At 62.6% G+C, this 14112-nt stretch carries 11 protein-coding genes and 3 pseudogenes; 8 read left to right on the top strand and 6 right to left on the bottom strand.

From position 1 onward, the window contains the following. Nucleotides 1-65: 65 nt before the first annotated feature. Nucleotides 66-416 (bottom strand): annotated as a pseudogene (locus IEX88_RS26955) (IS3 family transposase); the annotation flags it as partial. Nucleotides 417-888: 472 nt separating this feature from the next. On the opposite strand from IEX88_RS26955, the gene IEX88_RS24015 reads away from it, so the two are divergent. The 3 genes from IEX88_RS24015 to IEX88_RS24005 are packed head-to-tail and all read left to right on the top strand — an operon-like array spanning nt 889 to nt 2504. Further along, nucleotides 889-1173: a hypothetical protein gene (locus IEX88_RS24015; protein ID WP_188855020.1), complete on the top strand. Its 285-nt coding sequence runs from the start codon at nt 889-891 to the stop codon at nt 1171-1173. A gap of 4 nt (nt 1174-1177) precedes the next feature. Continuing rightward, on the top strand, nt 1178-1903 hold the full coding sequence (locus IEX88_RS24010; protein WP_188855019.1) for a P-loop NTPase family protein: 726 nt from the start codon (nt 1178-1180) through the stop codon (nt 1901-1903). 10 nt (nt 1904-1913) lie between these two features. Continuing rightward, nucleotides 1914-2504 carry a hypothetical protein gene (locus tag IEX88_RS24005; protein ID WP_188855018.1) on the top strand — a complete coding sequence of 197 codons (591 nt, stop codon included), beginning with the start codon at nt 1914-1916 and terminating at the stop codon, nt 2502-2504. Between the two features lie 24 nt (nt 2505-2528). On the opposite strand, the gene IEX88_RS24000 is transcribed toward IEX88_RS24005, so the two are convergent. From IEX88_RS24000 to IEX88_RS23985, 4 genes and pseudogenes are all read right to left on the bottom strand, one after another. After that, nucleotides 2529-4217, bottom strand: coding sequence for a type IV secretory system conjugative DNA transfer family protein (locus IEX88_RS24000; protein WP_188855017.1), 1689 nt, complete (start codon nt 4215-4217; stop codon nt 2529-2531). A 137-nt stretch (nt 4218-4354) separates the two neighbouring features. Then, nucleotides 4355-5112, bottom strand: a protein-coding gene (locus IEX88_RS23995; RefSeq protein WP_373289659.1) for an IS5 family transposase whose coding sequence is annotated in 2 segments (ribosomal slippage) — nt 4355-4791 and nt 4791-5112 — 759 coding nt in all. Because the reading frame shifts where the segments join, the coding sequence is not laid out codon by codon here. Between the two features lie 112 nt (nt 5113-5224). Next, nucleotides 5225-7894 carry a MobF family relaxase gene (gene mobF / locus IEX88_RS23990; protein ID WP_188855015.1) on the bottom strand — a complete coding sequence of 890 codons (2670 nt, stop codon included), beginning with the start codon at nt 7892-7894 and terminating at the stop codon, nt 5225-5227. Nucleotides 7895-8026: 132 nt separating this feature from the next. Continuing rightward, a pseudogene (locus IEX88_RS23985) lies at nt 8027-8185 on the bottom strand (IS110 family transposase); the annotation flags it as partial. Nucleotides 8186-8431: 246 nt separating this feature from the next. Here IEX88_RS23985 and IEX88_RS23980 point away from each other — a divergent pair. Beyond that, nucleotides 8432-8710 (top strand): annotated as a pseudogene (locus IEX88_RS23980) (7-cyano-7-deazaguanine synthase); the annotation flags it as partial. Between the two features lie 33 nt (nt 8711-8743). Here the strand turns inward: IEX88_RS23980 and IEX88_RS23975 are convergent. Next, nucleotides 8744-9616 carry a LysR family transcriptional regulator gene (locus IEX88_RS23975; protein WP_188855014.1) on the bottom strand — a complete coding sequence of 291 codons (873 nt, stop codon included), beginning with the start codon at nt 9614-9616 and terminating at the stop codon, nt 8744-8746. A 92-nt stretch (nt 9617-9708) separates the two neighbouring features. Between IEX88_RS23975 and IEX88_RS23970 the strand changes: the two genes are divergently transcribed. From IEX88_RS23970 to IEX88_RS23955, 4 genes are read left to right on the top strand one after another with little or no spacing between them, the layout of a single operon-like run. Beyond that, on the top strand, nt 9709-10689 hold the full coding sequence (locus IEX88_RS23970; RefSeq protein WP_188855013.1) for a 2-hydroxyacid dehydrogenase: 981 nt from the start codon (nt 9709-9711) through the stop codon (nt 10687-10689). A 10-nt stretch (nt 10690-10699) separates the two neighbouring features. After that, entirely contained in the window at nt 10700-11887 is a 1188-nt protein-coding gene (locus tag IEX88_RS23965) for an enolase C-terminal domain-like protein (protein ID WP_244640470.1), read from the top strand. 11 nt (nt 11888-11898) lie between these two features. Further along, complete coding sequence (locus tag IEX88_RS23960) at nt 11899-12993, top strand: maleylacetate reductase (RefSeq protein WP_188855012.1); 1095 nt, start codon at nt 11899-11901, stop codon at nt 12991-12993. A 39-nt stretch (nt 12994-13032) separates the two neighbouring features. Beyond that, nucleotides 13033-14109 (top strand): TRAP transporter substrate-binding protein, encoded by a 1077-nt coding sequence (locus tag IEX88_RS23955; protein ID WP_188855011.1) that lies wholly within the window; start codon nt 13033-13035, stop codon nt 14107-14109. Nucleotides 14110-14112 lie beyond the last annotated feature (3 nt).

Genomic DNA, 14112 nt, shown 5'->3' with positions numbered 1-14112 from the left:
AGGACCTAATCGCGCTTGTCGGCCGGCTTTTCCCGATCCAGACCGTCGCGGCCGACTTCGCTGCTGTCGTCGACCATCGCCAGAATACGGAAGTGACGCCCGTCCGTGGAACGATCAGGATAGGAAGTCCAGACTCCAGCGTTGGTTGGGTGGGACCGGCACCTCGATCGGTCGGCGCGTGCCCATCTCCCGCCGCGCCCGCGGACGGTCAGCTTTTCCTTTCGGTAAAGTCGCTGGAAGCGCTTACGACTGACGGCATGGCACTCCCGCTTTAGCAGGACGTGCAGCCGCCTGTAGGCGACGCGCCAGCGTTTGCCCGCCAACTGCTTCAACCGCGCTCGGAGCAACCCATCGTCGGAACGCGTGCCCTCGTAGCGCATGCTCGCTCGGTCTGCCCCAATCATGCGCTCGGAACGAGCACCCTTGGCGTGAGCCGCGTTTGCAACAGCCTCGCCCCGCATGATCTCGGTCCGATCACCACGCCGTTAGGAAATCGCAACGACCGGTCATTGATGATTTGCAGCTTCAGTGCGTATGGTGTGATACCCAAAATTTCCTAGTACGAGCCTAGCTAGCTCCTAGCCAAGCTAGCTCGTCCTAGTCAACGTTGTCGGCGTCAGCTATGGTCGCGGTTTGCTGCTGTCAGCGTCGCGGTGACAAACGTCAATGCCTGCTCCTCCAACTCCGTCATCGATCGATTTAAAACGCCTCACCCGCGATGCCAAGCGGGGACGTGACAAGCGAGACGTGGCAAAAATGCCAAGCGCCTTCTCTCTGGTGAGAACTGCCCTCCCAACGATCCATGCGCTTCGGGCCGAAGGTGTCGCTTGGGCCGAAATTGCCGCGGCTCTTGGACAGCAGGGTGTAACGGAAGGGTCTGGCGAGACGATGAAGCCGATCACCCGTTCGCGTCTCACGGCGATCGTCACTCAGATCGAGCAGTCCAATATTGCGAATGTGAAGAAGTCAGCGGCCCGGCTTGAACGGTCGGACCTCCCTCTTCACGTGCGGGTCCCGGCACGCCGGCCAAGCATTTCGCTGGCCCCTGAACTTACCGTTAAGCCGCAGGATGCTACGCCACAGGCCGGCGAACTGGACGACGAAGAAGCGATCCGGCGTGAAGCGCTCGAAAGGCTCCGGCGGGACTATATGAAACCAGATCAAAAGGAATGAATAGATGGTTCGAGTTCTGATCGTCGGACAGGACAAGGGTGGCGTCGGGAAAAGTCTGCTCGTCCGAGCCCTTGCCGAAGCTGTGCCTGCCGCACCGATCATCGAAGTCGATTCGACACGACGCTTGGTCGAGCTCGAAGATCGCGTTATGTTCTTTTCCATGAGGGCTGAGCGCATCGATATCGAAAGGTCCGGCGGCAAGGCGGCGCGAGCAGAATTCGATGGCGTCATCAACGCGATGTGGACAGCAACGGTGCCGACCATCGTCGATGTCGGTGCGAACACAGCCAGATCGCTTCTTACGGTCTTGTCGGGCATGACCGAGGACTTCGCCGAGCGAAACGTTGAACTCGGCGTTCTCGTGATCGTCACGGCGGAACCGGGTGCGATGGCAGAGGCGCCTCGCATCATGAAGATCGCCAAAGACGCCGGCGCGACGCGCTTCTTGCTGGAGAACCGCCTGCAAGGCCCAGTCAACGCTGCCGACCTGAAGAAGATCGCCGATGGAGCGCCGACGAGCGCCCTCGACGAACATGTTATGGAAGACGAGGCTGTCCGGCTGCTCCAGATCGGTGGTCTTGCGTCGATCCCGAACCTGGACTCCGCGCGACTGAACGAGGCGCATGGCGTTGCTGCCGGTTCGCGGATCCGGCGTGATTTGACCCGGCTGCGAGCGGCTGCGATGGAAGCCGCACGCCGCCCGGCAAGCTGGCTTGTCGGAGAAGCGTGATCCGGCATTCATGACCGACCAACCGCCTCAGCCAGTTGCCCGACCACTGGAACGAAACGGCGACAACGTCGGCTCGCGTGTCGACGAAGCGAAGAAGACGGCGGCCCTAGCGGAGGCGAGCTTGGCTGCTGTCAGCGCGAAGAAGCTTGCGCTGCTCAAGCAAATGCCGATCGGTCGGCTTGCGCGCCTTGGACCCGATGCCGACCTGACCAAGGCGGACGCTGCCGATCTGCGCCATTGGATCGCGGACCGGACAGGCCGCCGTCAGTCGAAGACCGGTGCCATCAAAACCCGGCTGGGCCTCGTCAGGGGATCCCGTCGCCGTCGTCCATCTTTCGGGATCTGGACGACCGGGATTGCTGTCGTGGTCTTGGGCACGGCACTGGTCCTGGCCGTTCTCCGCACGCCGGAGCGCTTCTTCAAGCTCCCGTCTTCGACATCCTACTATGTCCGGCTGAGCGATGGTTCAACAAGACTTATCTTGTTGCCTGAAGGAACCGTCGTCATCCAGGACCAAGCGGCTAGTCGGCCGGGAATGATCGAAGGACGGTATTGGGTCGCAAGCCAGGGTTACCGAACCGAGTTGTTCGTCCTTCGATAGTAAGCGCGTCCTATTGCATGTTGATCATCCTTTTCGCCCGGCAGGCTTGATGAACGTTGCAAGGCCCTTGAACCTCGACTCCTCGAAGTATCGGATCTTGTCCAAGCAGACGGGTCGACGTGCATAACGACGACTATTGGGAATGAGAATCAATCGGTCGTCTGTGAACTGGCTCATATCGCCGGGAGGAACGAGCCGCGTTGCCTGTTTGCCTGTGCTGCTCGTGAAGCTCGATTTCCCCTCCGCCTTTTGCTCGCTCGTTCCCGGAACATCGACGGTGATATCGCCGAGGAGCTTGGAAAAGAACTCAGGCGAACCGGTGTCCAGTCCTCCGACATCAGAGAACGTCGAAAACTCCGCCGTTGTCCCAAACAGATCTGCGCCGGCCTCGCCATAAGCTTTCACGATTTGCGAACGGCTTTGCCAAAATGTCCAGATGGACAGTCCAAGCCCGGGCAATTCGCCGAGCGCCACCGGCAGCTGAGAAAAACCTCCCAAGCTTGCCGCTTCGTCGATGAGGAGGAGGATCCGGCGATCGTCTGGCTTTCGCAGGCGCCGGACCGCGGTGAAGAGGTCGGACAACAGCCATCGCAGCACGGGTGAGATGGTCTCGAAGTGCTCGGTCGGCACGATGACAAAGAGGTCGGCCTGACCACGCGCGACCGCCTCGAGGTTCAATGTCGATTCCTCGGTCAGTGCTCGCAAGTAAGGGTCAAGTAGCCACTGCGTCCCCAGCTTGGCGGTGGAGATGATCGAGCCGCGAATGCGCTCGTCAAGTGTTAGGTCCCGAGCAAGCGAACGCAGGAGAGGAACGTCTTGTCCTGCCACGAGAGCCAGCGTCGCCTCTTCGTCGTTGAGAAGACGCTCGACGTCAGCGGGAGATGCCCTGCGCCCCTCCGTTTTGGCTTCGTGAACGGCAGCGGCGATGACTCCGGCGAGCAGCGAGACCGCACGTTCCCGGAAGTAGAGGCTTTCGCCGGACATCTCGGGTATCAACGCCCGCGCGACCCGCATAAGACCCAAGACGTCATTAGTGTCAGCCGAAGCAAGCGGATTCCATTGCGAAGACTTTTTGCTGCCCTGGCGCATATCCAGCACGAAGATCTCTCGCCCGAAATGAGCGCGGCGTTTGCGAACCGCTTTGTAGACCTCGCCCTTCGGATCGATCACGATAGCAGATCCGTTCCAGGACAGGTTGTCATCCTGCGCCAAAAGGTTGTTGATGATGAGCCCGGATGTCTTACCGCTCCGCGGCGGCGCGATCGAGAGGAGATTGCCTTCGACTTCAACACGGACGATCTGGTCGGGATCATCGGCGTGACCGATCTCGATGCCATTCTTCATGCCGGCGATCTCGGCCGGATTGGCAAAGCGGGCGCCGCCGAAAATCGTCGCCGGATCCCGCCATGGACGGTCGATCTTCGGGCTGGCTAGGAGGACGGCGACAACCAGCCAAGCCGGAAGAAGGGACCAGAACACCCAAGCGCCGCCATTTGCAAAGGCGGGATGGGTCGAGGTCGCCAACCGATGGAAGGTGCGCGAGATCTCGAGGACGTTCGAGCCGACGAAATGCGCGAACCATGTCGTCGGAAGCACCGTCTCGGGCGGCCAGGCGTCGGTGTCGAAACCATGCACGACTGCCTCGCAAAACGGTAAACCGATCGCCATGAAGCCGACGAGGAGCGGAATGCCGATCATCAAAAACCGGATCATCTTCGAAGGACCCCTTGCAGCGTTCATCCCAATCACGCCCGAAATGCGGGTCGACGGCAATTGCCGACGCCTGGGGTTCAGCGATGATTAGCCCAGTAAGCTTGGTGAAAGATGACCGGCGGCCACTAGGAGCGGACTCATTTCGCGTTGATCCAGATACGGACGGCTGCGAGCTTGATAGCAGCGAGAAAGTTATCGGCGCGTCGATCGTAACGGGTTGCAATTCCTCGCATCTGCTTGAGGCGATAGAAGAAGCGCTCGATCAGGTTGCGTTGCCGGTAGACCCAGCGTGAAAAGCTGAAGGTGGCTTTGCGTGTCGAGCGCGGTGGGATGTTGGGCCAGGCACCGCGGTCGGTGAGAAAGGCACGGATGCCGTCGGTGTCGTAGGCCTTGTCGGCAAGTACGGTGGTGCCCGACACCACCGCTTCGAGCAATCTGGTTGCGATCGGCGCGTCGCCGTCTTGTCCGGCCGTGAGTTCGATCCGCAACGGACGGCCCTCGGCATCGACGAGGGCATGGATCTTTGTCGTCAGGCCGCCACGGGAGCGTCCCATGCAAGGATCGGCAGAGCCCCCTTTTTAGCGCCGGCACCGTGCTGGTGGACGCGGACGCAGGAACTGTCGATCATAACGATGCCGCCGTCATAGGCCTTTGATACGCCTTCCAGCAGGCGGTCCCAAACACCGGCGCCCCGCCACCGGCTGAAGCGGTTGTAGAGCGTCGTTCGCGGCCCGTACCGCTCGGGAACATCCCGCCAGGACGATCCGGTCCGGAACCGCCAGAGGATCCCGTTGATCACCCGACGATCGTCGACGCGGGCGACCCCGCGGCTGTTGTTCGGCAGAAGCCGTGCAATGATTGACCACTCCTCATCGCTCAATTCGTGACGACGCATCGCAACCTCCCTCGCGAGAGAGATTGAATCAGCCAACGATTCCCAAGGGAAGCTCGCCTATGGGGACGCTCCCTAGGCGGCTTCTCGAACCTGAACTTCACTGAGCCGGCGATCACCACTCGAGGCCGCGGTCCCGTGTTCGGCTTGGCTCGGCAGGCAACGCCATGACCGAATACACGTTGGCCTTCTCGTCGAGGCGAGTTGCTTCGTCTTGGAGGGCGAGCAGTCGTGGGTCCGATCGCTCGGCCACGTCACTCAATGCGCGGGCCTCGTCAGCGGCAACATCGAAGTCCTGCTCGAAGGCTTTGACCAACCGGCTCCCGTCGACGATCACAGCCGCGTCGTGGCGATGGCGCGTCATGGCCACGTACGCCTCGCGTGCGTCGGTGCGCGAGCCGATGTGGAACACAGCGGCGTCGACGGTCCGGCCCTGCACCGCATAGGTCGTCCCGGCATAGGCATGCACGACGCGGGGGATCGGATCCGTCTTTGCCCTTGGCGGGCGCGGATTGGTGAGGGCCATCCAGGGCGATGTCAGGGTACTTCCGTCACCCAGCCGCAGCGTCACCACGGCATCACCGCCCTCTCCCACAGCAAGGCCGGTGACCACCGCTCTTGTGCCGTTGCGGATTGCGAGCCGCGAGATGTTCTCACGGAACCGGATCTTGTCGCCGACCGACAAAGCGAGCTGCATGCGTTTGCCGTCCCGGTCGATCGTCGGCAGTTGCACCTCTGCGGTCGGCAAGGCGCCCTCTTGCCTGAGTGACTGTCGGGCTGCCGCATTCAGGACCGAGACATCTCTATTAGTCCGCGTGATCATCGCCACTTCGTCGTGCTCGGCGCGCATTTTCGCCCACGTCGCGATTGTCTGATCGATGGCTTGGCAGGCGTTGTCCGCAAAGCGGACAGCGCCTTTCCGCCAATAATCGTCCAGCGCTCCCGCAATATCGCCTTCGAACATCTTCACCGAGGCGGTGCGCTGCCAGGCTTCGCTCTGACGCCTGATGGCCTTCAAGGTCGCGACCCGCGACAACTGGTCGGAAACGGCGGATAGCGCGCTCCCCTGAGCGACGGATGCGAGCTGACGTCGATCGCCGAAGGCGATGATCTTGGCTCCCGCTTTCTTGGCCGCAACGAGCACGGCCGACATGTCGAGCGTGCCCAGCATGCCGGCTTCGTCGAGAAGGATCACAGTCTTCGCGTCGAGCTTGAACGCATCGTCGGTTTGCTGCCGTCGGCTGGCCGCCCGGAACTTCGCGACAACCTGCGCTGGAACGCCGGTTGAAGTACTAAGCTCATCGGCAGCGACGTAGGTCGGCGCAAGCGCGATGACGCGAAGCCCGGAGCGCTCAGCGGCGTCCTTAATCACCCGGGCGATCGTGGTCTTCCCCGTTCCAGCTCCGGCCTCGACAAGCGACACCCCGTCACGATCTGCAACGTCGGCTACGGCAGTCCGTTGCTCCTCGGTCAAATGCGGTGCCGCCACGAGGGCCGCGTCGAGCGCTTCCGATGACAAGTAGAGACGTTCGTCAGGACGAGCCGCGGCCTTCCTCATGGCCGCTTCGGCCTCGGCGATGTAGAGCGTCGTCCAAAGCGCCTCGCGTCCATCGCGGAGAATCAGAAGGTCCTTCTGCTCCTGATGCGCTTGGAGATCGGCTTCCACCGCATCGATGCCGAGGCCTCGGAGACTTGCCTCGACCATCGCGCCCTGTGTTAGGGCTCGTCGTGTGATCACGCTCTCATGGTTGAGGAGCCTCGAGGCCGCAACGGCGACCGGGCCGTCACCAAAGACCGGCACCGGGTCTAGCCGGAGCAATATCCTGTCGACGTCGGCCGGAGGGACGACGGACGGTTGCAACGCTCGCCCGGCCTCACGCACGCTCTCTCGAATGCACGGCTCGCGTCCGGCGAAGTCATCGCACCAGCGTGCTTCGAGAGTGGCGCCGGTCGGGACCTCGGCCTTGGCCGCTCGTGTCGCCAATGCGGCGATCTGCTTTTGCGCGCCGGTCGCCGTTCGTCGATCGCCGACAAGCTCTTCGATCTGACGGCTGCGTTCGGAGAACGTTTCTAGTATCGCCTCGTCGATACCGGCGATCTCAACCTGATCCTTCCCAGCTTGTCGTAAGCGAAAGCCGCGCTCGACCAGGTGCCGAGACAATTCCGCTCGATAAGCCGCGCCGATCGCGAGGGTCCACCGAAAAGCTGTATCGGGCTCCAACGTGCGATGTTTTCCGTCGGCGCTGCCCGCGACGTTCATTATGACGCAGTGGGTGTGCAACTGAGGATCACCCGCCCGCGACGTGTAATGCTGAAATCTACCGATGATGAGATCGCTCGGCTGCTCCCGGATCGTTCCGCCGGCACCGAGGCGGACCTCGAGGAGTTGTTGTCGCTGGACAAACGCGAGGGCTGCATCGACGGCCTGATTATGAACGCCTTCGAAATCGGCGCGCTCAGCCTCGCTGCCCATCGCCCACAGCACCGACAATGCTTTGGGTGCGGAGAAGGTGAGGTCCCAGCCGGCACGGTGGGTCTCTCCGGCACCACGAACAAGCGAAGCGCCTGTTGCAGGACTCCTCCCAGCACAAAGGTCGCGAAATGACGCCTTCACGATCGGCGCGCCGTGAGCAACAATGGTCTCGCCGCTCGACCACCAGATGCCGCCGCCGTCGCCCACATAGTATTCGTCGCGGCTGCGCGGATGAGCTTCGCGTCGTCCGTCGTTGACGTAGTAGAGACCGGCGTCGGAGCCGTGGCCAAGGGCGTGGAACGTGGCTGTCATCTAATCCATTTATAGTGTGTTCATTGGAAGCTGATCAAAACGAAAGACTACGGCCCATTTCGCCTTTTAGTTCAATAAAAAAGCGGTGGATTGATGATTTTCGTCTAGAAATTGATTTTGTGTCCCTAGGTGTTTAGTCCGGTGCAGCGTCTGCATATCGAACTTCTCGTCACTCTTCAGATCGACGAAGTGCATCGCCGGGCGAGTCGCAGCTTCCGCAATCGCCTTGGCATCCCGGTCGTCGTTCTTCTGAGCTTTCACGTAGGCACGAACATACTCCGGCGACCTCAGGGCACTTACCGCGGAAGAAAATGAGGATCGTATGCGACAGCGTGCGCGGCAAAGAATGCACGGCCGACTCTGATTTGGAAGAAGGTCATCGCGCAGAACCTTTGCTAAGCTTGGTTGAAGAAGTACTAGATGGCGGCAAATTCGGCTGGGTGGCGGCACCATGTACGACGCGGTTGCGAAATGTGGGGGCAAATCGGACGAATAGCGCTTGTCGTCTTCGGTTGGCTTTAAACCCCATTTTAGAAGATGACCCTAACGTTACGGTTGGATGTCCGTCCGCGCATACTAGACAGACTGCGCCGCGAATTTCCAGAAAGGTGGGGCACGAAGATTGGCAAGGATCACCTCATCGACATGGGCGTCCTCGGCCAGATAAGCGATACGGCGCTAACCAAGACCTCCGAGATTGCGATGCAGGCCAATGGCCTGCCGAACACTTTCGTACCGGGACGAAATCTTCTCTTCCTCGGCTTTGCAGGCGCAGTCGCCTACCGGCGCGGAGCTAAGCACCTTGTCACCGGCGTATGCGAAACTCAAAGAAATCGATTGGCGGAGGTTTTATGTCGTGGCCAGGGCTACGAATTCTTCGACCGTCGTCGTCACTCCTTGAGGAAGATGGGCGATACCCATTGTGAAGAAGGGCGCTGGTCCTTCCAGGCGGCGATAGGCCACCAGCGGTCGCTGGAAATGCTGGAGCCGCGATGCGACGAACCCGACGCCGACATTGCAAGCGGCAAGTCCGACGATGGCTTGCGCCGGCGTCGCCTCGACGATGGTCCGCGGGCTGAAGCCCTCCTGAAGGCAGAGCCCGATCACGCTGTCATAGAGTTGCGGCCCGATCTGTCGGGGAAAGAGGATGAAGTTTTCGCCCGCCAGATCCTTGAGGCGCAGGCGAGAAACTCCGGCGAGGGGGTTCTCGCTGGAGAGCACCACGTCGAACGGCATGGTCATCATCTCTCGGCAAGCCAGCGTCTTGTCCTCGATGGGCGTGTGGACGATGCCGACGTCGATATCTCCCCGGTGCAGGGCGATCTCCTGTTCGGCCGTTGTCATCGGATGGACCGACACAGACACCCTTGGCGCCTTCACTCGGAAGGCACGTACCAGTTCCGGTAGCGCGATGAAGAGGGCCGGTGTCGTCGTCCCTATTCGCAGGCGGCCGATCATTCCCGCCTCCGCCTGCTTGGCCATCACGGCCGCGCCGTCCATGGAGCGCAGGATCTTGCGCGCTTCGTGCAGAAAGACCTCGCCGGCGCGGGTGAGGGAGACGTGCCGCTTGGTTCGGCTCAACAACTGCACGCCGAGGCCTTCTTCCAACTGCGCGAGCTGCTGGCTGAGAGCCGATTGGCTGATGTGACAGCGCACGGCCGCACGGTTGAAATGCAGCTCTTCGGCAACGGCCACGAAACTGGTGAGACGACGGCGGTCCATGCCCCAGTAATTCGAAATCCTGATTAAAAGATCAAGATAAATAATTGGACTTTGCGGTGATGCGGCGGCCTCCTGAGGCGGGAGGAGCAGCTATGAAAATCGTCATGATCGGCGAAGCCGGCAATCATCGGGGGCGGCTGGAGGCGGCGCTGGGCCCGACGCAGGAGATCATCTGCCTGCCGCGCGAAGCCGCCAGCGATCCCGCTTGGGACGCTGCGATCGCAAGCGACGACGCAGTCATCTCGCTGCGGCTGCGCCGCGAGAAGGCGCCGAGCTTTCGTCTCCTGCACGTGCCGGGCGCCGGTCTCGACGGCATCGATTTCGAGGCGCTGGCACCGGAAACCGCCGTCTGCAACGTCTTCGAGCATGAGATTCCGATCGCCGAATTCGTGCTCGGGTCGCTGCTGAACTGGGAGATCCGTCTCGATGCGCTACGCGCCAGCATGTCGCCGGCGCTCTGGTCCGATACCTACCGCAACCGTGTCCCGCACGGCGAACTGTTCGGCAAGACGATGGGCATTGTCGGCTTTGGCCGGATCGGCCGGGCGATCGCGACGCGGGCCAAGGCTTTCGGTCTGCGCATCGTCGCCCTCGACGTGCTCGATCCCGGTGATGGCCTCGCCGACCGGATCGTGCGCCCCGACCAGCTCGGAATCCTCTTGGCCGAGGCGGACTACTGCATTGTCACCTGTCCGCTTCTACCCTCCACGCGCGGTATGATCGGCAGGGACGAACTCGCCGCAATGAAGCCATCGGCCGTCCTCGTGAATGTGTCGCGCGCCGAATTGGTCGAGCAGGACGCGCTTTATGAGGCGCTCGCCGAAAACCGTATCGGCGGGGCCGTGCTGGATGTCTGGTACCGCTATCCGCTCGGCGCCGACGATCAGGTGGCGCCGTCGCAGTTCGACTTCTCGGCACTGCCCAACGCGGTCTGCACACCTCATTCCTCCGCCTGGACGAGCGAGCTTCCGGCCCGTCGCTACGGCTTCATCGCGGCCAATCTCGGCCGGCTGCTCCGCGGCGAGCCGCTCCTCAACCTCGTGCGGCCCGCGGCCGCCACTCTTCATGCATAAAGGTTTGACCATGTTCGCTGACACCATCCGCATCACTGCGGTCAAGACCCTCGTGGTCAATGCCGAGATGCGCAACTGGATCTTCGTCAAGGTCGAGACGGACCAGGACGGTCTGGTCGGCTGGGGCGAGGCCAGCCTCAACTGGAAGACCCGCGCCGTCACGGGCGCGGTCGAGGATCTCGAACCTCTGCTTCTGGGCAAGGATCCTCGCGACATCGAACAGATCCTGCGCACCCTCAACAAGCATTCGTACTATCGTCTCGGCATCATCGGCGCGACGGCGGTCAGCGGCATCGAGCACGCGCTGTGGGACATCTTCGGGAAGAGCGTCAACCTGCCGGTCTGGCGCCTGATCGGCGGCAAGGTGCGCGACGAGGTGCGCGTCTACACCCATCTTGGCCTCGGCGACATGAAGTCGGTCTACGAGACCTTCGACCCGAGCGCGCTGCGCGACAAGGCGCTTCAGGTGGTGGAGATGGGCTACGACGCCCTGAAGGTCGTGTTCATCCCCTATTCGCACTACACCGTCGACATTCCCTCGCGCCGCCATGTCGGGCGGATGATGGAGACCCTGCGCGACGCGGTAGGCGAGGGCGTTGACATCATGATCGACTTCCACGGCCGGCCGGCCTCCGTCTCGGCGGCGCTTCAATATATCGAGGAACTCATTCCCTACCGGCCTATGTTCTGCGAGGAGCCGGTCCAGCCCGGCGACACCGAAGCGCTGCGGATGGTCTCGGAACGGGCGGGCTGTCCGATTGCCTCCGGCGAGCGCCTCGTCGGCTTCAAGGAATTCGAGCCTTTGTTCCAGCAGAAGGCGCTGAACATCATCCAGCCCGACCTCAACCATACCGGCGGCATCCTCGAGGGCAAGCGCATCGCCGCGGCGGCCGAGCAGGCCTTCATGGGCGTCGCCCCGCACAATCCCAACGGGCCGCTTGCCGGTGCCGCCGCGCTTCACTTCGACATCTCGACGCCGAACTTCGTCATCCAGGAAGAGATGTCCGGGGCTGTCCCCTGGTACGACGACGTCGTGTCGACGCCGATGCGCCGGGTCGGCAGCGCCTGGCAGGTGCCCTACACGCCGGGGCTCGGTGTCGAGATCAACGAGAAGGAGGCGGCCAAGCATCCGTTCAAGCCCGAGGTCATGCACACGCTGGGGGCCGTCCTTGCCGATGGCACCGTGGTCGACTGGTAGGAGCGGCAGGCATGACTGAGATGACGGGTCCCGCGCCCCTTTCCTTCGAACTGCCCGGCGGCGTCTACAACGCGACGCCGCCGCGCATCGTGTTCGGCCTCGGCACGCGCAAGCGGATCGGTGCGGAGATCGACCGGCTGGGTTGCCGGCGTGCCGTCATCGTCTCGACGCCGGGCCGCGCTGAGATGGCAAGGGCCATCGCTACGGAAATCGGGCCTTCCTGTGTCGGCGTCCTGGCAGAGGCGGTATCGCAGGTGCCCATCGAGCTGGCGCAGAGGGCACGTCTTGCCGTCCGCGAGCTCGGGGCGGACTGCATCGTCTCCATTGGCGGCGGCGCATCGGTCGGTCTCGGCAAGGCGATCGCCCTCGAGCTGGCGCTGCCGATCATCGCCGTTCCCACTACCTATTCCGGCTCCGAGATGACCGGATTCTGCGGTATCACGATCGACGGCATCAAGCGGATGCATACCAGCCTCGACATGCTCGCCGCGACGGTCGTCTACGACGCCGAGCTGTCGCTAGGCCTGCCAACGCGCGTCAGCGCCGCCAGCGCGATGAATGCCTTGGCGCACTGCGTCGACGCCGTCTATGTTGCGACCGCGAGCCCCGTGATCAAGCAGTCGGCCATCCTCGGTGCCGGAGCGGTGATGAGCGGCCTGCGCCGCGTGCTGCGGTCTCCCTCCGACCCTGCGGCCCGGTCGGAACTTCTGTATGGGGCCTACCTCGCAGGTGCCGCGCTGACGGGCGGCTTCGCGCTTCAGCACGGCCTCGCCCACACCCTGGGCGGCTCCTACGGGATCGAGCACGGCCTGTCGCATGCGCTCGTGCTGCCGCATGTGGCGGCCTACAACGGCCGCTTCGCGCCGGAAGTGACGATGATCGCTGAAGCGATCGGTGCCAAGGAACTCGGCGGAGCGATCTTCGACCTTCTGTCGGAGACGGGCCTGCCGACGAGCCTGGCCGCCATCGACTTTAGCCCCGGCGAGCTTGACCGAGCCGCGCGTATCACGGTTGAGACCGACAACGGCCTCAATCCCGCACCCGTCACGCACGACGTAGTGCGGAAAATCCTCGATCAGGCTTTTGCTGGGAGGCGTCCGGCCTGAGAGACGACGACGCCAAAAAACAACAATGGGAGAGAGACAATGAAGATCACATTCGCCAAGACCGGACGCGCGAGACTCGCCGCCCTCACTCTGGCCGCGCTGGCGGCAGGCGCCGCCCATGCCGATCCGTTGCCGGAGACCAATCTGCGTGTCATTGGCAATTTCAGCTCCGGCGTTCAGGTGCAGCGCGTCGAAAAGCCGTTCTGGACGCAGGACATTCCCGCTCGCTCGGATGGCAAGATCACTGTCGAGTACAACAACTACGACGTGATGGGCATCAAGGAGCAGCAGATGATCCGCCTGTCCGAGGCGGGCATCGCAGATTTCGCCTCGACCGACATCGTCAAGCTCGCCGGTGACGATCCAATCTTCGAGGGTTGCGACCTGACCGGCGTCTCGCCCGACATCGCCACCGTACACAAGGCCTGCGACGCCTGGCTGCCGGTCGTCGCCCGGGTCCTGGAGACGAAGTTCAACACCAAACTGCTCGGCCTGTCGCCCAATCAGGGTCTGGTGTTCTGGTGCCGCGACGAGATCGCCGGCCTGTCGGACATTTCGGGCAAGAAGGTCCGCGTGAACAGCCGCACCATGGGCGACATGATCGTCGCGCTCGGCGGCACGCCTGTCACGACGCCGTTCGCGGACGTCGTGCCGAGCCTTCAGCGGGGCGTCTTCGACTGCGCCATCACCGGCAGCATGAGCGGCAACACCAGCGGCTGGGCCGAGGTTTCGAAGTACATGTTCCCCTTGCCCGTCAACTGGAGCATCTCCTACCAGTCGGCCAATCTCGCCTCCTGGAACGGCTTCGCCCCGGAAGTGCGGACTTTCCTTGAAGAGCAGTTCAAGGACCTTGACACGCGGCTGTGGGCCATCGGCGAGCAGGCGCATGACGAAGGCGTCAACTGCAACACCGGTCAGGATCCGTGCACCCTCGGCAAGAAGGCCGCAATGACCCTCGTTCCCGTTTCCGACGCCGACAAGGAGACCATCAAGACGATCGCGCGCGACAAGATCGTGCTGGAATGGGCCAAGCGCTGCGGCAAGGAATGCGCCCAGGAGTGGAACGACACCGTCGGCAAGGTCGTCGATATCCAGATTCCCCTCGAGCAGATCTGACCG

It is taken from the genome of Aureimonas glaciei, from assembly GCF_014643375.1.
Lineage (GTDB): Bacteria > Pseudomonadota > Alphaproteobacteria > Rhizobiales > Rhizobiaceae > Plantimonas > Plantimonas glaciei.
This window is presented reverse-complemented; position numbering and strand designations above follow the sequence as displayed.

What these genes read in the sequence shown, in the direction of transcription:
- IEX88_RS24000 (WP_188855017.1), bottom strand. Translation starts at nt 4,217, where the DNA reads ATGATCCGGTTTTTGATGATCGGCATTCCGCTCCTCGTCGGCTTCATG.
- IEX88_RS24015 (WP_188855020.1), top strand. Translation starts at nt 889, where the DNA reads ATGAAGCCGATCACCCGTTCGCGTCTCACGGCGATCGTCACTCAGATC.
- IEX88_RS23965 (WP_244640470.1), top strand. Translation starts at nt 10,700, where the DNA reads ATGTTCGCTGACACCATCCGCATCACTGCGGTCAAGACCCTCGTGGTC.
- IEX88_RS23975 (WP_188855014.1), bottom strand. Translation starts at nt 9,616, where the DNA reads ATGGACCGCCGTCGTCTCACCAGTTTCGTGGCCGTTGCCGAAGAGCTG.
- IEX88_RS24005 (WP_188855018.1), top strand. Translation starts at nt 1,914, where the DNA reads ATGACCGACCAACCGCCTCAGCCAGTTGCCCGACCACTGGAACGAAAC.
- IEX88_RS23960 (WP_188855012.1), top strand. Translation starts at nt 11,899, where the DNA reads ATGACTGAGATGACGGGTCCCGCGCCCCTTTCCTTCGAACTGCCCGGC.
- IEX88_RS23955 (WP_188855011.1), top strand. Translation starts at nt 13,033, where the DNA reads ATGAAGATCACATTCGCCAAGACCGGACGCGCGAGACTCGCCGCCCTC.
- mobF (WP_188855015.1), bottom strand. Translation starts at nt 7,894, where the DNA reads ATGACAGCCACGTTCCACGCCCTTGGCCACGGCTCCGACGCCGGTCTC.
- IEX88_RS24010 (WP_188855019.1), top strand. Translation starts at nt 1,178, where the DNA reads ATGGTTCGAGTTCTGATCGTCGGACAGGACAAGGGTGGCGTCGGGAAA.
- IEX88_RS23970 (WP_188855013.1), top strand. Translation starts at nt 9,709, where the DNA reads ATGAAAATCGTCATGATCGGCGAAGCCGGCAATCATCGGGGGCGGCTG.